General features: G+C 73.4%; 12 protein-coding genes. 6 read left to right on the forward strand and 6 right to left on the reverse strand.

The genetic code is table 11. The features are described 5' to 3' along the window. Positions 1-132 precede the first annotated feature (132 nt). Positions 133-906, forward strand: a complete 774-nt coding sequence (locus tag DWB77_RS08730; RefSeq protein WP_120727541.1) for a hypothetical protein — start codon at positions 133-135, stop codon at positions 904-906. Between the two features lie 111 nt (positions 907-1,017). Here the strand turns inward: DWB77_RS08730 and DWB77_RS08735 are convergent, their stop codons facing one another. Beyond that, positions 1,018-1,776, reverse strand: coding sequence for a GntR family transcriptional regulator (locus DWB77_RS08735; RefSeq protein WP_120720706.1), 759 nt, complete (start codon positions 1,774-1,776; stop codon positions 1,018-1,020). Between the two features lie 123 nt (positions 1,777-1,899). Between DWB77_RS08735 and DWB77_RS08740 the strand changes: the two genes are divergently transcribed. Next, positions 1,900-2,748, forward strand: a complete 849-nt coding sequence (locus DWB77_RS08740) for a (2Fe-2S)-binding protein (RefSeq protein ID WP_120727543.1) — start codon at positions 1,900-1,902, stop codon at positions 2,746-2,748. Positions 2,749-2,942: 194 nt separating this feature from the next. Next, complete coding sequence (locus DWB77_RS08745; RefSeq protein WP_120720707.1) at positions 2,943-4,004, forward strand: DUF2637 domain-containing protein; 1,062 nt, start codon at positions 2,943-2,945, stop codon at positions 4,002-4,004. A gap of 18 nt (positions 4,005-4,022) precedes the next feature. Here DWB77_RS08745 and DWB77_RS08750 read toward each other — a convergent pair whose 3' ends face one another. The 5 genes from DWB77_RS08750 to DWB77_RS08770 all read right to left on the reverse strand — a co-directional run bounded on the left by DWB77_RS08750 (position 4,023) and on the right by DWB77_RS08770 (position 15,343). Continuing rightward, positions 4,023-4,490: an ATP-binding protein gene (locus DWB77_RS08750; RefSeq protein WP_120720708.1), complete on the reverse strand. Its 468-nt coding sequence runs from the start codon at positions 4,488-4,490 to the stop codon at positions 4,023-4,025. 915 nt (positions 4,491-5,405) lie between these two features. Further along, positions 5,406-7,283, reverse strand: coding sequence for a serine/threonine-protein kinase (locus DWB77_RS08755; RefSeq protein ID WP_120720709.1), 1,878 nt, complete (start codon positions 7,281-7,283; stop codon positions 5,406-5,408). A gap of 180 nt (positions 7,284-7,463) precedes the next feature. Further along, complete coding sequence (locus DWB77_RS08760) at positions 7,464-9,206, reverse strand: pyruvate dehydrogenase (protein WP_120720710.1); 1,743 nt, start codon at positions 9,204-9,206, stop codon at positions 7,464-7,466. A gap of 27 nt (positions 9,207-9,233) precedes the next feature. Next, positions 9,234-11,420: a protein phosphatase 2C domain-containing protein gene (locus tag DWB77_RS08765; RefSeq protein ID WP_120720711.1), complete on the reverse strand. Its 2,187-nt coding sequence runs from the start codon at positions 11,418-11,420 to the stop codon at positions 9,234-9,236. Positions 11,421-11,566: 146 nt separating this feature from the next. Next, positions 11,567-15,343: a S8 family peptidase gene (locus DWB77_RS08770; RefSeq protein ID WP_120720712.1), complete on the reverse strand. Its 3,777-nt coding sequence runs from the start codon at positions 15,341-15,343 to the stop codon at positions 11,567-11,569. A 193-nt stretch (positions 15,344-15,536) separates the two neighbouring features. Here DWB77_RS08770 and DWB77_RS08775 point away from each other — a divergent pair, with 193 nt between their 5' ends. From DWB77_RS08775 to DWB77_RS08785, 3 genes are all read left to right on the forward strand, one after another. Then, the gene (locus tag DWB77_RS08775; protein ID WP_120727545.1) at positions 15,537-16,517 is read left to right on the forward strand and encodes a helix-turn-helix domain-containing protein; all 981 of its coding nucleotides are present in this window, start codon (positions 15,537-15,539) and stop codon (positions 16,515-16,517) included. Between the two features lie 517 nt (positions 16,518-17,034). Continuing rightward, positions 17,035-17,517: a DUF456 domain-containing protein gene (locus tag DWB77_RS08780; RefSeq protein ID WP_120720713.1), complete on the forward strand. Its 483-nt coding sequence runs from the start codon at positions 17,035-17,037 to the stop codon at positions 17,515-17,517. Positions 17,518-17,615: 98 nt separating this feature from the next. Beyond that, positions 17,616-17,984: a PPOX class F420-dependent oxidoreductase gene (locus DWB77_RS08785; RefSeq protein ID WP_120720714.1), complete on the forward strand. Its 369-nt coding sequence runs from the start codon at positions 17,616-17,618 to the stop codon at positions 17,982-17,984. Positions 17,985-18,067 lie beyond the last annotated feature (83 nt).

An 18,067-nucleotide genomic window follows, 5' to 3' on the forward strand; every position in this document is an offset into this window, starting at 1 on the left:
CCGGCCACGGTCGGACGATTGTGAACTCATTCACGCGCCCCCCTTGGCCCGGCGTGCCATTCCGTGTTGAGATGCGGATCGACTCAGCAGCTCAATGGCGCGCTCGGGGAGGGCAACGTGGCGCACACCGCCATGTCTGGTTCCGGAACGACTGAGGATGACGGGGATCCGCTCCAGACCGCGGTATGGCGGTTGCGCTCGCGGGGCTGTTGGACGGACGCCGCGGCCCTGCTCGAACCACACGCGGCGACGGCGGCCGGCGCGCTCCAGCGCTCCGCCCTGCTGACCGAGCGCTGTGTGTACACCGAGTCGGGCTGGGCCGAGGCCGAGGAGGCACTGCGCGGCGCCGAGGCCGTCGCCCGCAGCGACGAGGAGCGCGGCGCGGCCGCCTGCGAGCGCGGCTATCTCGCCTACGCCTCCACCCTGTTCGGGGTACGGGACCGGGCGGACGAGGCGCGTTCCGCGTTCGGCCGGGCCGCCGCCCTGACCGCGCTCGCGGGGCGCGGCCGGGCGCTGCTCGACTTCCGGCGCGGGCTGCTCGCCGAGAACGTGGCCGACGCGCCGCAGGCCGCACGCGCCGCCTATCTGCGCGCGCACGAGGGCGCCGCCGCCCACGGCGACACCCTGCTGCTCTCGTTCACCTGGCGCCATCTGGCCGGACTCGACCTGCGCGAGGGCGAGTTGGCGCAGGCACGGCAGGGGTTCGCCGAGTCCCTGCGGATCCGCGAGGAGCTCGGTTACCTCATCGGTACGGCCCCCGCGCTCGCCGCGCTCGCCGACACCGAGGAGGAGCCGGTCTCGACGCGGCTGCGTACGGAGGCGGCACGGCTGGTGCGGCTGCTCGGCGTTCCCACCTGGCTCGCCGCCCATCTGGACACCGTACCGCCGCCGCGTCCCGCCCCATGAGGCCGACGACACGGAGCTGACGACCAGTCAGTTGGATGAACAGGCTTCCCCGACAAGGGAGTTGAGGAAACCCGAGGTGGTCCCGCGCCGGCGGTGCGGGGCTGCCGTGCGTCAGAGCGCGGAGCCCGTGAAGTGTTCCCGCACCAGCGACTGGACGACCGGCAGGTTCTGGGCGCACAGGGCGTCCAGGAGGGCCAGGTGTTCGGCGGCGTCGGCGACCAGGTCGCCGCGGCGGGCGACCGGCGCCGCGGTCAGCGGCCACTGCGCGCGCCGGTGCAGGTCGTCGGCGACCTGGACGAGCTGCTGGTTGCCGGCGAGCGCGAGGACCGCCCGGTGGAAGGCGCGGTCGCACTCGGCGTACCCCGCGCGGTCGCCGGTGGCGGCGGCCTCGGTGGTGGCGAGCGCCAGTGGCCGCAGCTCGGCCCAGCGGCAGGCCGGGACGGTGCGGGCCAGGCGGAGCATCACCGGGACCTCGATCATGGCCCGCACCTCGGCGAGCTCCGCCAGTTCGCGGGCGCTGCGCTCGGTGACCCGAAAGCCCCGGTTCGGCACGACCTCGACCGCGCCCTCGATGCTGAGCTGTTGCATCGCCTCGCGGACCGGCGTCGCCGAGACCCCGAACCGCTCGCCGAGCGCCGGGGCCGAGTACACCTCCCCGGGCACCAGTTCCCCGTCGACCAGCGCGGTGCGCAGGGCCGCCAGGATTTGGCCGCGTACGGAGTGGCGATGGACGGAGCGGGGGGCCGGGGGTTCGGCGTGGACGTGCTCGCCGCGGGCGTCGCCGGGACGCTCGCCGCCCCTGGCCTGACCGGGGACCCTGGGTGACCCGTATGGAGGCACCACCGCCTCGTGCGCTCTGCCCTGCTCCACCCCGGCCTCCTACGGCTCCGCATGCCCCCACAGACCATAGGCGGACAAAGCGCGAGTTCAAACATCGCCCGCATCGGCTAAGGTAAGCCTTACCTGCCAACGATCGTGATCGGGTGGTTCCGCATGACCGTGTCCGCCTTGCTGCCCAGCCCCGCGCCGAGCCCCCTCGCGGACTCCTACGCCCGGCTCGCCGAGGTGTTCCCCGGTCTGGGAATCAAAGAGCTGACCGCCGCCGAGCCCACGCCCGACGGCGCCGGCTGGGTGGGCGCGGCCGAGCTCGCGGCCGGCGGTGGCGCCCTCGACGCCTTTCTGGCCTGGGACAACGCCCAAGTGGTCCGGGACTACGGCCACCAGGCCCGTCCCGATGTCATCGCCTCGTTCGGCTTCCACCGCTACGCCTGGCCGGTCTGCCTCCTGGTGACCATCCCCTGGTTCCTGCACCGCCGGGTGCCGCGGGTGCCGGTCGCCGACGTGGCGTTCCAGCGGACGCTCGGCCGGGTCGCCGTGCGGGTGCGCGAGTTCGCCTGTCTGCCCGACGACCCGGCGGCGGCGCTCCCCGGCGCCCGCGTCGTGGCGGACGAGGAGGCGCTGCGGGCCGAGGTGCGGGCATCGGTGGCCGAGCACCTCGGGCCGGTGCTCGACGGGTTCGGACCGCGGATGCGGCGCGGCCGACGGGCCCTGTGGGGCATGGCGACGGACGAGATCGTCGAGGGGCTCTGGTACATCGGCTCGCTGCTCGGCGAGGAGCCGCGCGCGATGGCCGAGCTCGACGCGCTGTTTCCCGGCACCGCGAAGCCGTATGTGGGCACCCCCGGCTTCCGCGAGTTGACCGCGCCCGACGGGCGGCGCCTGGCCACCCGCGACCGGGCGAGCTGCTGCTTCTTCTACACCGTGCGGCCCGAGGACACCTGCGTCACCTGTCCGCGCACCTGCGACGCCGACCGCGTACGGCTGCTCAGCACCGCATCCTGACTCCATGCCACCCGTCCGGGTGAGCGCCAGTCGAACGCAACTCGCGCGCCGGGCACGGCAGTTCGAGCCAATCGCCCCTATCCGACTGCCCTCGCACTCCGTTGGCGTCCTCTTGCCCCGAAACCCTCCTGCCGCCCCGTCCGGCTGGAGCAGTATGGCGGCCGATACGCCCTACGCGATGCAAGGGACACCGCATGCGACTGACCGACATATCGCTGGACTGGCTGCTTCCGGGCGGCGTGATGATCGTGGGGGTCGTCGTGGCTCTGGTAGTGCTCGCTCGCGGCAAGCGCGCCGGTGACAACGCCACCGGCGACGACTCGTGGGAACGCAGCGAGGAGCGCCGCAGAAGGAAGGAGGCGGTGTACGGCACCGCTTCCTATGTGCTCCTGTTCTGCTGCGCGGCGGTGGCCGCCGCCCTCTCCTTCCACGGTCTGGTCGGCTTCGGCCGGCAGAACCTCAATCTGACGGACGGCTGGGAGTACCTGGTCCCGTTCGGCCTCGACGGCGCGGCGATGTTCTGCTCCGTGCTCGCGGTGCGCGAGGCCAGCCACGGTGACGCGGCGCTCGGCTCGCGGCTGCTCGTGTGGACGTTCGCGGGCGCGGCGGCCTGGTTCAACTGGGTGCACGCGCCGCGCGGGATGGACCACGCGGGCGCCCCGCAGTTCTTCGCCGGGATGTCGCTCTCGGCGGCGGTGCTGTTCGACCGCGCGCTGAAGCAGACCCGCCGGGCGGCCCTGCGTGAACAGGGGCTGGTACCAAGGCCGTTGCCGCAGATTCGTATCGTCCGCTGGCTGCGGGCCCCCCGGGAGACCTTCGGCGCCTGGTCGCTGATGCTCCTGGAAGGCGTACGCACCCTGGACGAGGCGGTCGACGAAGTGAGGGAGGACAAGCGCACCAAGGAGGAGAACAAGCTCCGCAGGCGCGACCAGGAGAAGCTGGACCGGGCGCACTTCAAGGCGCTCAGCCGGCAGAACCGGGCCTGGGGACGCAGCAGGGGCGGCGGCCGTCAGGTCGACGTCGCGGGGATCGGTCCGGGGTCGGGCTCCGCGCAGCCCAAGGCCGTCGCGGAGCCGGCCATAGCGGAGCCCGGACAACTGCCCCTGCGCAACCGGCCCTCCCTCCAGGCCGTCGGGACCGCCGAGGCGCCGACCGCCAGGACCGTGGACCTCACCGCCGAGGACGACACCCAGGCGCTGCCCCGGCTCGACTCCCTGGAGCGCAAGCTGAAGGACCTTGAGCAGCAGTTCGGGTAGGTGACGGCGGTGTCCGCGCTAGTAGCGCGGCGCCGGTCCGTCGCCGAGTTCGAACCAGACGACCTTCCCCATGGCGTGCTCGTGCACGCCCCAGGCGTCGGCCAGCGCCTGGACGAGCAGCAGCCCCCTGCCGTGCGTACCGTCGTCGTCGGACGGCGCGTGCGGGGTGGGCAGCGCGGGAACGAAGTCCCGTACCTCCACGCGGAGTCGGCGCCCGCGGGCCGTCACCGTCACGACCGCGCCGTCGTCGGTGTGGACGAGCGCATTGGTCACCAGCTCGCTGGTGAGCAGTTCGGCCACCTCCAGCGCACCCGAATGCGGTGAGGGCCCCAGAAGTTCCCGCAGCGCTCGGCGGATGTCCCGGACGGCGCCCAGGTCCGCCCTCCCCACTTCTCTGCGCAGCAGAGGCCGGCCCTCCTGCTGCGCATCAGGTGTCCGGACGGGCCCGCTCCGCGCCGGACCGCGCCCCGCCTGATGCCTTGTCATAACCCCCACCTGCACGTTGCGACGACCTTCCTCCCTCGAACACGCACACGGGATGCATGCCCCACCGGGCGCCGGTCACTCATGGTGATTCCGCAACGACCGAACGGGATGACGTCGCGGAGGCCGATCCGGAGGGGTGGACGCGGGAGGGCGGAGCCACGCCTGGGGATCGGCTCCGGGGGCCGTGCGGCACTCCGTGCGCCGCGCCCGTACGCCCGCCCGTACGCCCGCCCGTACCCCGTCGGACGCCGAGGCCCTGTCCATCTCAGTGTGCGCGCTGGGTCAACTGGACGTCCGCGTAAGGGTGTTGACGGCGGCATACGAGCCGTCGGGGGCCGGCCGGGAGTGGCGGCGGCTCCGCTCGGCGGCCCGGCTCGGGATCGAAGGGCGGCCGCCCGGCGCGCGGTCGGGACGCAGGGCCGCAACCGCGCCCGACCCCTCTTTCACCGGAGCCGACCTGTGCTTTCGGGCGAACGGGCCAAGGCCCTGCCGCGCGGGCCCCGGCCCGAGAGGCCTCCCCCCTCCCCACCGGCATATCCCGGTGGCAGCGGGGCCGCGCGGGCGGAGGGCCGCCCCACTCGGAGGACCGGCCGCCGTTGCGGCGATGCGGCACGCCTTCGGACCGACCCGGGCCCGGGACACGACGGCCGCCGGGCATCGGCCGATCCCCCGAGACGGTTGCCGCTCCGCTCCCAAAGGCGCCGCGCTCCCCGCGTACAGCGTTGCGTACGGCGATGCCGCCCGGCTGCGCAATCCCGCGCTGCCCCATCGGATGCACCCGCCCCGCCGGTTTGGTCGATCACCCGGGTGGACCGAGGAGCGCGCGAGACGTAGAGCCGGGTACGTGAGGTGCCGGAGGAGGCCGTCGCGGGTTGACGGCCCGGGCGCGTGGCACACCGACCGGCTGGGGGTCGCTCAGTAGGGCACGGTGCCGCACCAGGTCTCCGCCCAGGCGGAGGCGCCGTACTTGTTGGCGGCCCGCACCGAGACGCAGATCTCGTCGCCGGAGAAGGGACCGTTGATCGTGTAGCTGCTGCCGCCGGTGGAGTAGATGGTGTCGACGCTCTTCTTCGTGAAGTTGCTGCCCTTGTTGGTGTAGTGGACGTCGTAGCGGGTCGCTCCGGAGATCGCCGACCAGCTCACCACGAGCGGCATGGAACACGCCCCCACACAGCCGTTGGCGTACTCGACCTTGTAACCCTTCATGGCGGGCGGCGGGGAGCCCGCGGGCGCGCCGCTGGTACCGGACGAGCCCGATCCGCCGGAGCCTCCTCCCGACCCGGAGGGGCCGGAGGAACCCGAGCCGCCGCCACCGGCGCCCCGGGTGGCGGCGCCCCCGCCCCCGGGTGAGCCTCCGGGCGCGCCGCCCTGCGCCGCCGAACCGCCGCCGTTCGCCGGGGCGTTCGGGCCGCCGGCGCCGCCCTTGCCGTCCGGGCCCTTCGTCTCGGCGCCCTTGTCGCTCGCCGACGGTGAGGGTGAACTGGCGCTCGGGCTCGGCGAGTTGCTCGGGGAGGGCGTGCCGCCGGGGCCGGTACTGGCGCCCGTACTGGCGCTGGCGCCGGGGCTCGCGCTCGCGCTGCTGCTCGGCGGCTGGGCGTGCGCCTCGCTCCCGCCGTCCCGCGCGAACGGCTGGAGCACGGCGATCGTGCCGCCGCCTACGGTGAGCACCGCGATGACGGGCAGCACGACGAGCCGACGGCGGCGGCGGGGCCGCTCCTCCCGGGGCTCGCGCACCGTGAGGGCGCCGTCCCCCACGACGCCTTCGGGGGAGCCGCCCTGTGGACGCAGGCCGATGGTGGCCCGGTCCACGGGCTCCTCCCGCAGCGGCTTCGCCTCGGCGTCGAGCAGCCGCGCGGACTGCTGGGCCAGGCGCGCCACCACCCGGGCGGGCAGCCAGGGGCCGCGCGCGGTGCTCGGGCGGGGCCGCTCCGGATCCGTCAACAGCTCCTCGACGCCCGGCCGTTGGTCGATCTCCTTGGTCAGGCACCGGGCGATGAGCGCGCGCAGCGGGGCGTCCTCGACGCCCGTCAGATCCGGTTCGCCCTCCACGATCTGGAACATCACGGCGTGCTGGTTGCTGGCCCCGTGCCCGAACGGGAGCTGTCCGGTCGCCGCGTAGGTCAGCACGCAGCCGAGCGTGAACACATCGCTCTTGACCCCGGCGCTCTGGCCGCGCACCTGCTCCGGCGACATGAAGCCGGGCGAGCCGACGGCCATTCCCGTACTGGTCAGCAGGGACTCGACGGAGGTCTCCAGGGCCCGCGCGATCCCGAAGTCGATGACCTTGGTGCCGTCCACGGTGAGCATCACGTTGGACGGCTTCAGGTCGCGGTGCACGATGCCCGCGCCGTGAATGTCCTTGAGGGCCTTCAACAGCCCTTCGGTGAGGGCGTACAGGGACGTGGCGGGCAGGGGTCCGTAGCGCCGCACGATCTGTTCGAGCGAGAGGCCGGGAACGTATCCCGTGGCCACCCACGGCGGCTCGTCGCCGGGGCCCGCGTCGAGCACCGGCGCGGTGTACCGCTCGCCGACCTTGCGCGCCGCGTCGATCTCGCGGCGGAACCGCGCCCGGAACTGCTCGTCCGACACGTGCTCCTCGTGCACCACCTTCACGGCGACGGTGCGCCCGCTGTCCGAGCGCGCGAGGAAGACCCGCCCCATGCCGCCGGCGCCGAGCCGCCCCAGGAGCAGATAGGGCCCGATGCGCGCGGGGTCGCTGACCGCGAGCGGTTTGATGCCCCCGTCGATGTAGTCGTCCTTCTCGCCGCGTCCGTCCCCGCTGCTACCGCTCATGATGGTGTGGCTCCCCCGGCCCTTCTCGCCTGGTCATCGGCGTAACTCGGTTGAGGGTAGTCGCTGTTGCGGCGCCGAGTGAAGGCGATGAAATGCGGGGAGAGCGGGGTGGTCGTGTGCGGCGCGGCGGAGGGACCGCGTCCCTTTCGCCCCCGGCCCGGCGGGGGGTGGCCGGGACGGTTACGGCCTCGGCACGTTGCGGAGGTTGGAGCGGGCCATCTGGAGCATCCGGCCCACCCCGCCGTCCAGGACGATCTTGCTCGCGGAGAGCGCGAAGCCCGACACCATCTCGGCGCTGATCTTCGGCGGGATGGAGAGCGCGTTGGGGTCGGTGACGATGTCGACCAGGGCCGGACCCTTGTGCCGGAAGGCGTCCTTGAGGGCGCCCGCGAGCTGCTTGGGCTTCTCCACGCGCACCCCGTACGCGCCCGCCGCCCGGGCGATGGCGGCGAAGTCGGGGTTGTGGTTGGTCGTGCCGTACGAGGGCAGTCCGGCCACCAGCATCTCCAGCTCGACCATGCCGAGCGAGGAGTTGTCGAACAGCACGATCTTCACCGGCAGGTCGTACTGGACCAGGGTGAGGAAGTCACCCATGAGCATGGAGAAGCCGCCGTCGCCGGACATCGAGATCACCTGGCGCCGGCGGTCGACGAACTGGGCGCCGATCGCCTGCGGCAGTGCGTTCGCCATGGAGCCGTGGCTGAACGAACCCATGATGCGGCGCCTGCCGTTGGGCGAGATGTAGCGGGCCGCCCACACGTTGCACATCCCCGTGTCGATTGTGAACACGGCGTCGTCGTCGGCGAGTTCGTCCAGGACGGATGCCACGTACTCGGGGTGGATCGGGACGTGTTTGTCCACCTTGCGGGTATATGCCTTGACGACGCCCTCCAGGGCGTCGGCGTGCTTCTTCAGCATCTTGTCTAGGAAGCGGCGGTCCGTCTTCTCCTTCACCCGCGGGATCAGACAGCGCAGCGTCTCCTTCACATCGCCCCATACCGCGAGGTCCAACTTCGAGCGCCGGCCCAGGTGTTCGGGGCGCACATCCACCTGGACGATCTTGACGTCGTCGGGCAGGAACGCGTTGTACGGGAAGTCGGTGCCGAGCAGGATCAGCAGATCGCACGCATGGGTCGCCTCATAGGCGGCGCCGTACCCGAGCAGACCGCTCATGCCGACGTCGTACTCGTTGTCGTACTGGATCCACTCCTTGCCGCGCAGCGCGTGCCCGACCGGCGACTTGATGCGCCCGGCGAACTCCATGACCTCGGCGTGCGCCCCGGCGGTGCCGCTGCCGCAGAACAGGGTGACGCGTCTGGCCGCGTCGACGAGGGCGGCGAGCTGGGCGATCTCGGCGTCCCCGGGCCGCACCGTCGGCCGGGACGTCACCAGGGCGTGGTCGATCGCCTTGTCCGGGGCCGGCGCGGAGGCGATGTCGCCGGGCAGCGCGAGGACGCCGACGCCGCCCCGGCCGATCGCGTGCTGGATCGCCGTCTGGAGCACCCGGGGCATCTGCTGCGGGCTGGAGATCAGCTCGCAGTAGTGGGAGCACTCGCGGAACAGCTGCTCGGGATGGGTCTCCTGGAAGTAGCCGAGGCCGATCTCCGAGGACGGGATCTGCGAGGCGAGGGCGAGGACGGGGGCCATCGAGCGGTGCGCGTCGTACAGGCCGTTGATGAGGTGGAGGTTGCCGGGCCCGCACGATCCGGCGCACGCCGCCAGCTTCCCGGTGAGCTGGGCCTCGGCGCCGGCCGCGAAGGCGGCGACCTCCTCGTGCCTGACCTGGATCCACTCGATGGCGGAGTTGCGGCGGATGGCGTCGACGACGGGGTTGAGGCTGTCGCCGACGACTCCGTACATCCGCTGGACGCCCGCGCGGGTGAGGATGTCCACGAACTGCTCTGCGACGTTCTGCTTGGCCATGGGTCCATCAACCCATGGCCCCCGCGCTTACGCCTCCCAGACCGCGACGGCCGTACGGTCGTCGGCGTACCCCTTCACCCTGAGCTGTACGTCGGCGAGGAACGCGGCGAGCCCGGGCGGCTCGGCGGCGGCCCAGCGTTCGGCCAGTTCCTCGGCGAGGGCGGCCTCGCCGCGCAGGGGTTCGGCGAGGCCCGCGCTGCACAGCAGGAGGGTGTCGCCCGGACGGGCCACCGAGGCCCGGAAGCGGAACGGTTCGCCCGGTGGGACGGGCGGGTCGATGTAGGGGCGGGCGGGCTCGACCGTGCCCAGGTCCATCGTCAGACGATCACCCGCCGGGGTCTCGGCCGGCGCGGAGCCGAAGCCGACCACCGGCTCGCCGAGGACCTCGCCGGGCTCGGGCACGGCGGGCTCTATGTCCTGCCAGACTCCCCCGCGCAGCCGGAAGAGGCCGCCGTGGCCGACGCCGAAGAACACCCGGGTGCGGCAGGCCGGGTCGGCGGAGAGCAGCAGACAGCGCAGGTGCGCGGTGTACTCCTCGGGCCCGGCACCGAGCTCGGCGGCGCGGGCCCGCAGCATTCCGTAGCTGCGGTCGGTGAGCCGGTGCAGGCCCGACTTGAGGTCACCGCGCCGGCCGGCCCGGATGTCCTCGGCGAGGCGGACATGGCTGCGGCCGATGGCTCCGCCGATCCAGTGACAGGCGTCGGCGGCGGCGAGCTGCGCCCGCTCGCTGGTCCGTACGCCGCTGGCCACGGCGACCAGGACCAGCGCGTTCTCGCCGGTGCCGAAGCGGGCGGTGAGCAGGGCGTCGCGGCGCGCCTCGCCCCGGTAGCGGGCCGAGTCACCCCGCGCGGACACGGCCCGCAGGACGTATGTGCCGTAGCGGGCGCCGTCGAGCACGGTGTCGGCGACGAGGTCGTCGAGCTCCTCGGGCCGGGCGGCGGGCAGCGCGGTCGGCTCGGCGTCATAGGTGGGCGGCCCGTCGCCCACGTGGCCGGTACGCGGCCGGGGCAGCGAGGTGAACCGTGCGGGCTGCGCGAACTGCTCGTCGGGCGCGGTCAAGGGCGGCCCGGAGGCGTCGAGGGTGGGTGTGCGCGGGGCGTTGCCGGCGAACGGTTCCTCGTCGCCGATACGGGCCGGCGGCCGGGCCCTGGGCGAGTGCGGGGCGTCACCGGCGAACGGTTCCTCGCCGCCGGCACCGGGCGACGCGGGGGCCGGCGGGCGCGCCCCGGGCGAGTGCGGGGCGTCCGGGGAGGCGTCTTCGGCCCATCCCGGGGGCAGATCGGGCAGCGGCGCGGGTTCGGCCGGCGGGGGCGGCGCGGCGGGCACGGCTTCCCACCAGGCGACGGCCCCGCGCGGCGCGTGCGCCCCCTCGGGCGCCTCCCAGGGCGCCCGGGACCTCGGCTCGGGAGCGGACGGGACCGCGTCGGGGTCGCCGATCGGCGGGGGCACGGTCGGGGATGCGGCGGTGTCGTGGGGCGGGGCGGCACCGAGCGACGGGGTGGCACTGGCCGATGCCGGGACCGCGTCCGGCGGCGGGGCCGCGTCCGGCGGCGGAGGCGCAGTGGGGGGTGGCACCGCACCAGGCGAGAGGGCCCGGTCGTTCGGCGGGGCCGCACCGGGCGTGGCGGCACCGGCCGATACCGGGCGCGCGTCCGGCGGCGGAGGCGCGGTGGGGGGCGGCGCCACACCAGGCGAGGAGGCCGCGTCATTCGCCGGGGCGGCACCGGACCACGAAGCCGGACCGGGCGATGCCGGGCCCGCGTCCGGCGGCGGCGCGGTGGGGGGCGGCGCCGCACCAGGCGAGGAGGCCGCGTCATTCGCCGGGGCGGCACCGGACCACGAAGCCGTTCCGGGCGGCGGGGCGGCCGTGTCGCTGGGCGGGGGGGCACCCGGCGGCGGGGCCGCAGGAGCCGATGGCGGGGACGTGTTGGCCGGCGGAGGCGCGGTCGGCGGCGGGGCTGTGTCAGGCGAGGGGGCCGCGTCGCTCGGCGGGGCCGCACCGGACGGCAGGGGCACACCGGGCGCCGGGGGTGGGGGTGCGGGCCGCGGTGGGGTTTCGGTCGCCGTCGGACACCGCACCGTGTCCGAGACCGAGTTGAAGCGGTCGTCCAGGCTGTCGCGCGAACCGTCGGGACCGGCGTCCGGCGCCGACTCGTCGTACAGCCGGTTCCACCAGTCGTCGTCCCGGGCTGGCCTCTCCCCCTGCTGGCTCATGCCCTTAATTGTCCACCGTCTCAGGCGTACGAAAACGGGGCATCGGGAAAATGTGCTCAACGGACAAGCCCGGCGAGGGCCGACGAAAGGTCCGCCGGGCGTCCCCACCCCCCACGGGAGGGACACCCGGCGGACCGGCTTGGTGTCTAGCGCACCGCGTAGGCGTTCACCACGGTCTGGGTGACCGAGTTGCCGTTGGCGTCGGTCAGTTCGGCCCTCAGGGTCACGTTCTTGGCCGAGGCGCCCGCGTGGTTCACGGTCGCCATCCAACTACCGCCCTGATGAACGGAGTTGGCCTTGGTCCAGGTGGCTCCGCCGTCGTAGGAGTACGACAGCGCGGCCGAGACCAGGCCGGCCGGGGTGTAGCCCGCGTGCCCGGTGACGGTGAGGCCGATCTTCTGGCCGTCCGCCGCCGGGACGGTCTTGAGGGCGTCGTCCGGGACGTCGTAGTGCGGGAAGAGGAGCGGGATCCCCTGCGAGTACACCTTCTCCTCCCGGTGCGAGCGGAACTTCCAGCTCGTGACGGTCTCGGTGGAGCGCTTCCAGACCGCACCGGAGGGGCCGATCTTCTGGTTGTCGCTGATGAGCTCGTACGCCGCGTCGTCGGCGGGGACGGTGAACACCCCCGAGGGCCAGCCGCTGCTGTCGTAGTCCTTTCCGTCGCGGCGCAGCAGCAGCGAGCCGATGTCGCCGAACGAGCCCGGCTGGGCGCTGTGTTCGGTGTCGCCCCACATGCCGGGCGCGAAGCCGATCAGGTCGCCCTGGCGTTCGGCGGCGAGCAGGGGCTCGCCCGTGCCGTCGCGTCCGGCGTCGGGCCCGACCACCCCGTCGTACCAGCTCTCCTTCGTCTGCTTGCCCGCCCGGTACGCCGTCGGCGGGGAGAGCATGAACTCGCCGAAGGGGAAGCTGGACGAGACGAAGTGGTCCCAGGTGGTGGGACCGGGCGTGTAGAACTCGGTGCGGGTGGAAGGCACGGCCACCAGGTCGATGCCGGAGACCCCGATCGCTCGGCCGTCGGGACGGTGGGCGGCGACGCCGTCGACGAAGTCGGCCGGCACTCCCATCGAGTGGTAGGTGGAGGCGTTGCGGCCCAACTGCCCGTCGCGTACCCGGTAGACGCGGTCGGAGTCGAAGCCGCCGTCCTCCTGGAAGCCCAGGTTGTAGACGTAGCCGCTCTTCGCGGTGGCCTTCCAGGTGAGCGTGACCGGGCCGCCCGACAGGCGGTCGGTGAGCGCCTTGGCCTCGGCGGCCTCGACGGAGAGGGTGGGCAGCGGCCCGCCCGTGAAGCCGTACGCCGGCAGCCAGCGACCGGCCGACGGGCGGTGCACGAGGAGCGCCGTGGCGCCGGCGGCCTTGGCGTCCTTGCCCAGCGTCGACAGCGACCCCGCGCCGTCCGGCACCGCGACGAAGGCGACCTTTCCGGCGACGCCGGCGGCCTTGAGCTCCTCGGGGGTGCCCCGGCCCGCGTCGACCAGGGGGGCGCGGCCGGTGCCGTCGAGGTTGTCGGAGCCGACGCTCGCGGTGAGCGGGTGCAGTTCGGGCCCGCCGACCACGCCGAGCCTGTCGAACTGCGGGGCGTACGCCCGCCAGTAGCTGCCGAATTCGAAGTCGCCGGTGCGGGCGTCGCCCCGCACGTCCGCGAAGTACTCCTTGATCAGACGGGATCCGCTGAGGGAACCGGAGTGCAGCCACTGGCCGCCCCAGGAGCGGGCGAAGTCGAGGGTGGTGGTGCGGACTTCGCTCGGCCGCTCGGTGCGTAGGGAGAGCCGGTGCGCGGAGCGGGCGTCCAGGACGAGGGTGGTGTCCTTCTTCAGGTCGAGCTGCGGGCGGCCGAGATAGCTGACCGAGCCGACGTCGGCGCCGGTCGCGTCGCCGGGGTCGGGCGAGGTGACGAAGGAGGACACGAAGTAGGCGCCGGGGCGCAGCCGGTAGACCTGGTCGGTGGCGCCGTCGTTGAAGCGGCGCTCGCCGGTCGCGGTGTCGGTGCCGATGACGTCGAGCGAGGACGCTCCGGCGGCGGGCCCGCCCTGGCGGTCGACGAGCTTGACGCGCAGAGTGAGCGTCTCCGGCTCGACGTACAGCGCGAACGGGGTGGAGACCTGCACGCCGTTGGCCGTGGCGAGCACCCGGCCGGTGACGTCCCCGTACTGGCCGGCTGCGAGGCGGGCGGTCGGGTCGATGGCGAGCGGCACCTTGGCCGTGGCACCGGCGGGGACGGTGACCGTGCCCGAACTCAGCTTCGCCACCCGTGAGTTGACAGGCGATCCGTCGTTCCCGGTGACGCCCGCGACCTTGAGGTCGAGCCTCAGGGGCTTGTCGGTGAGGTTGGTGTAGGGCACGTCGACGGTGGTGCGGTCGCTCTTGTCCTGTGGCCAGTCGAAGGTGCCGGCCTGCACGGCGGGCGCGCCGAGCACCGTCGTGTCGATGGCGGCCTTGACGTCGAGCCGGCCGCCACCGGTCTCCCGTACGTCCCCCGGGATGGCGCTGTCGGCGGACGAGACGAGCGCGGCCTTGATCTGCTGGGCGCTCCAGTCGGGGTGGCGCTGCCTGACGATGGCGGCGGCGCCCGCGACGTGCGGCGTGGCCATCGAGGTGCCGGACATCGTCTGGTACGCGTAGACGCCCCGGCCGCCCGCGTTGGCGGCCGAGATGCCGACGCCGGGGGCGGTGATCTCCGGCTTCAGGGTGTGGGTGAAGGGGGCCGGGCCGCGGCTGGAGAAGCCCGCGGTGGTGTCGTCGCGGTCGACGGCGCCGACGGTCAGGACGCCCGGCGCGCAGCCCGGCGAGGACACCGTGTTCAGGCCCGGGCCGGAGTTGCCGGCCGCGACGACGAACAGGGTGTGCGGGGCGCTGGTCGCCAGCTCCTGGGCCGCGATGCTCATCGGGTCGGTGCAGTCGGTGGGGACCGGGCTGCCGAGCGACATGGACACCACGTCGGCCTTGTTGTCGACGGCCCACTGCATCCCGGCGATGATCCATGAACTGTCGCCGGAGCCCGAGTCGTTGAGGACCTTGCCGACCATCAGGCCGGTGCCGGGCGCGATGCCCTTCTTCTTTCCGTCGCTCGCCGCGCCCGAGCCGCCGACCGTGGAGGTGGTGTGGGTGCCGTGGCCCTGGCGGTCCTCGGTGTCGGGCGAGTCGGTGAAGTTCTTGGCGTCGGTGACGCGGCCCTTGAGGTCGGGGTGTTCGGCGTCCACACCGGTGTCCAGGACGGCGACCTTGGTGCCCTTGCCGTCGTATCCGGCGGCCCAGGCGAGGTCGGCGCGGATCTGCCGCGCCGACCGGTCCAGGGTGGCCGTCACCTTGCGGTCGAGCCACAGCTTCTTGATGCCCGAAGAGGCGGCTCTGGTACGGGAGTTGGCGACATCGGCCCACAGGTGTGCGGCCGAGACCTTGTCCACGGTGAGGGCGGTGCCGTTGACCGCGGGCAGGTTCAGGCCCGCCTTCGCGCCGCGCGGCACGGCCCGCGCCGACCGTGGCGCGGCGTGGTCGTACACCGCGATGAGCGGGAGGGTCTTGGTGTGTGCGTCGTCGTAGCCCTGGCGGATCAGCCCCGAGACGTTGAACAGCTCCTCGTCGACCGATCCGGCGGCGAGCGCTCCGGCCGCGCCGTCGGGGTAGACGTACAGCTCCTGTCCCGACCGCCTGGTCTGGACGAGCGGTACGGAGCCGTCCTCGCGGGGCAGCGCGGTGACGCCGGTGGGGGCGCCGGAGCGGTCCCTGCTCACCACGACCTTGTCGCCGGTGACGAGGGTGACGGTGGCCGGTTGTCCCGTGCCGCTCGTGGCGCCGCCCACGAGCGGTCGCTCGGCGGTGGACGCGGTGTCGTCGTGTCGTGGCGCTGCCACGGACGGCGCCACCGCGGTGACGGCGAGGGCGGCGGCGGCCGCCACCCCCAGAGCCGTACGCGATATCGGGCGCATCGCTCTCCCCAGGTCGATCCGGCACAAAAGACACCGCGCGCAAAACGCGCAAATGCCCTGTACCCGGAGGCGGTTGGTGCTGCGGTGGCTCGACCTTGGCAGAGGGGCGGGTGATACGGGGATGATGTTGGGAGGCGGGTTTGCGCCGGGGCGGTTTCCCGCCAGAGGCAAGCCCTGAGAGAGGCGGTCCATGGTGCTGGGAGCGATAGGTCTCGACGAGACGCAGGAGTCGGCGTACCGCGCCCTGGTCGCGGTGGGCGCGGCCGAGGTGACGGACCTCGCGCACCGGCTCGCGCTCCCCGAGAACGAGACCGAGCGCGCGCTGCGCCGCCTGGAGCGGCACGGTCTGGCCGCCCAGTCCTCGGCCCGCACCGGCCGCTGGGTCGCGGCCCCGCCCGGTGTCGCGCTCGGTGCGCTGCTCACCCAGCAGCGCCACGAGCTGGACCAGGCCGAACTGGCGGCGGCGCTGCTCGCCTCCGAGTACCGCGCCGAGGCCGCCGAGCCGGCCGTCCACGACCTGGTCGAGGTGGTGACCGGGGCGAGCGCGGTCTCGCACCGCTTCCACCAGTTGCAGCTGGGCGCCGCCGAGGAGGTGTGCGCGCTCGTGACGGGCAAGCCGGTCGCGGTCACCGGGATGGACAACGAGTCCGAGGAGCGGGCCTCGATCCGGGGGGTCGCCTACCGGGTGGTGATCGAACGCGAGGTGCTTTCGCTGCCCGCCGGGATCGTCGAGCTGTCGGCGGCGCTGGGCCGCGACGAGCAGGTGCGCACGGTGGAGCGGGTGCCGACCAAGCTCGTCGTGGCGGACCGCAGCCTCGCGATGGTGCCGCTGACCGGGCGGGACGCCGAGCCGGCGGCGCTCGTGGTGCACGCGAGCGGTCTGCTCGAATCCCTGATGGGCCTCTTCGAGGCGGTGTGGAAGGACGCGCTGCCGCTGCGGCTCGGGGGTGGGGACCGCGGCATCGTCGAGGAGACGCCGGGGCCGGACGCCACCGACCTGGAGATCTTGTCGCTGCTGCTGGCGGGGATGACCGATGCGAGTGCGGCGAAGCAGTTGGAGGTGGGGTTGCGGACGGTGCAGCGGCGGGTCAAGGGGTTGATGGAGCTTACCGGTGTGACCACGCGGCTTCAGTTGGGGTGGCACGCGTACGAACGGGGCTGGGTCACCCGCTGAAACCCCGGGTGACCTGGACCCCTTGCCCGTCCTCGTCTGCGGGCCGTGGTCCCTTTTGCGCAGTTCCCCGCGCCCCTAACTACGCGGTGCGGGGGCACCTACAGCCCGTCCGGCGATTGAGGACGAGCGCCCTTTAGGCGCGAACGGGGTCTGGGGCGGAGCCCCGGGGAGCTCCGCTTTCGGGTGCGGATCGTGCGTGGCTGGGCGCGCAGTTCCCCGCGCGCCTTAAATGCTCGGTGCGGGCCAGCATCGGCCACCTCAGCCCGTCCGGCGATTGAGGACGAGCGCCGTTCAGGCGCGAACGGGGTCTGGGGCGGAGCCCCAGGGAGCTCCGCTTTCGGGTGCGGATCGTGCGTGGCTGGGCGCGCAGTTCCCCGCGCCCCTAACCACTCGGTGCTGGCCAGCACCTCAGCCCGTCCGGCGATTGAGGACGAGCGGCCTTAAGGCGCGATACGGGGTCTGGGGCGGAGCCGGATCGTGCGTGGCGGGGGTGGAGCGGGGCGCGCAGGCTGGGGGGATGGGTGTGTGGCAGGTTGTCGGGGTGGGGGCGGTGATGGCGATGGGGCTGTGCGGCGTGCTCGTGTCCGGCGTACCCGGACCGGCAATCGTGTGGGCCGCCCTGGCGTGGTGGGCCCTGGACGACATCACCGCGCTCGCCTGGGGCGTACTCGCCGGAGCCACCGGCGTCCTGCTCCTGAACCAGGCCCTCAGGCCCCTCCTCCCGCCACGCCGGTTCAAGGCCGCCGGGGTATCCAGGAGAGCAGTGTTCACCGCGGGCGCGACCGCCGTCGTGGGCTTCTTCGTGCTGCCCGTGATCGGCGGCCTCGCCGGGTTCGTCGGCGGGCTCTACGGCGCGGAGCGCAGACGGCTCGGCAGCCACGGGGACGGCTGGACCTCCGCCCGTATGGTCCTGCGCGCGGGCGGCTACTCGGTGATGGCCGAGCTCTTCGCCTGTCTGCTCGTCGCCGGGGCCTGGCTCGGCGCGGTGATCTGGGGCTGAGCGGCGCCCCGGGGCCGAACGGGCGGCACCGCGCTCCGTCCGAAGACCTGGGCCCTGGGCCCGATGACGAGCGGGGGCGGCCGTGTGAGGGTGGCCCCATGACCGAATTCAGCGAGGCCGAGCGCGCCTATCTCAAGACCCAGAGGCTCGGCCGGCTCGCCACCGTGGACGGCAAGGGCCAGCCGCAGGCCAACCCCGTCGGCTTCTTCCCCCAGGACGACGGGACGATCCTCATCGGCGGGTACGCGCTGGGCACCACCAAGAAGTGGCGCAACCTCCGGGGCAACCCGAAGGCAGCCCTGGTGATCGACGACGTGGTGAGCGTGACGCCCTGGAAGGTGCGCGGGGTGGAGATCCGCGGCACGGCCGAACTCCTCACCGGCCCCCATGAGTTGGGCCCGCACTTCAGCGAGGAGCTCATCCGCATCCACCCGGAGAAGATCCACAGCTGGAGCCTGGACCAGTGAGCGGGGCCCTCCCGCCGGCGGCGGTGCCGACCGGAAGCGGAACCTGACCTTCCCGGCCCGCCCGGAGGGGATGCCGGCCGGAA

It is taken from the genome of Streptomyces hundungensis (assembly GCF_003627815.1).
GTDB lineage: Bacteria > Actinomycetota > Actinomycetes > Streptomycetales > Streptomycetaceae > Streptomyces > Streptomyces hundungensis_A.

Coding starts and splice junctions, on each gene's coding strand:
- DWB77_RS08745 (WP_120720707.1), top strand. CDS start 2,943: ATGCGACTGACCGACATATCGCTGGACTGGCTGCTTCCGGGCGGCGTG.
- DWB77_RS08765 (WP_120720711.1), bottom strand. CDS start 11,420: ATGAGCCAGCAGGGGGAGAGGCCAGCCCGGGACGACGACTGGTGGAAC.
- DWB77_RS08755 (WP_120720709.1), bottom strand. CDS start 7,283: ATGAGCGGTAGCAGCGGGGACGGACGCGGCGAGAAGGACGACTACATC.
- DWB77_RS08780 (WP_120720713.1), top strand. CDS start 17,035: ATGGGTGTGTGGCAGGTTGTCGGGGTGGGGGCGGTGATGGCGATGGGG.
- DWB77_RS08785 (WP_120720714.1), top strand. CDS start 17,616: ATGACCGAATTCAGCGAGGCCGAGCGCGCCTATCTCAAGACCCAGAGG.
- DWB77_RS08730 (WP_120727541.1), top strand. CDS start 133: ATGTCTGGTTCCGGAACGACTGAGGATGACGGGGATCCGCTCCAGACC.
- DWB77_RS08750 (WP_120720708.1), bottom strand. CDS start 4,490: ATGACAAGGCATCAGGCGGGGCGCGGTCCGGCGCGGAGCGGGCCCGTC.
- DWB77_RS08760 (WP_120720710.1), bottom strand. CDS start 9,206: ATGGCCAAGCAGAACGTCGCAGAGCAGTTCGTGGACATCCTCACCCGC.
- DWB77_RS08740 (WP_120727543.1), top strand. CDS start 1,900: ATGACCGTGTCCGCCTTGCTGCCCAGCCCCGCGCCGAGCCCCCTCGCG.
- DWB77_RS08770 (WP_120720712.1), bottom strand. CDS start 15,343: ATGCGCCCGATATCGCGTACGGCTCTGGGGGTGGCGGCCGCCGCCGCC.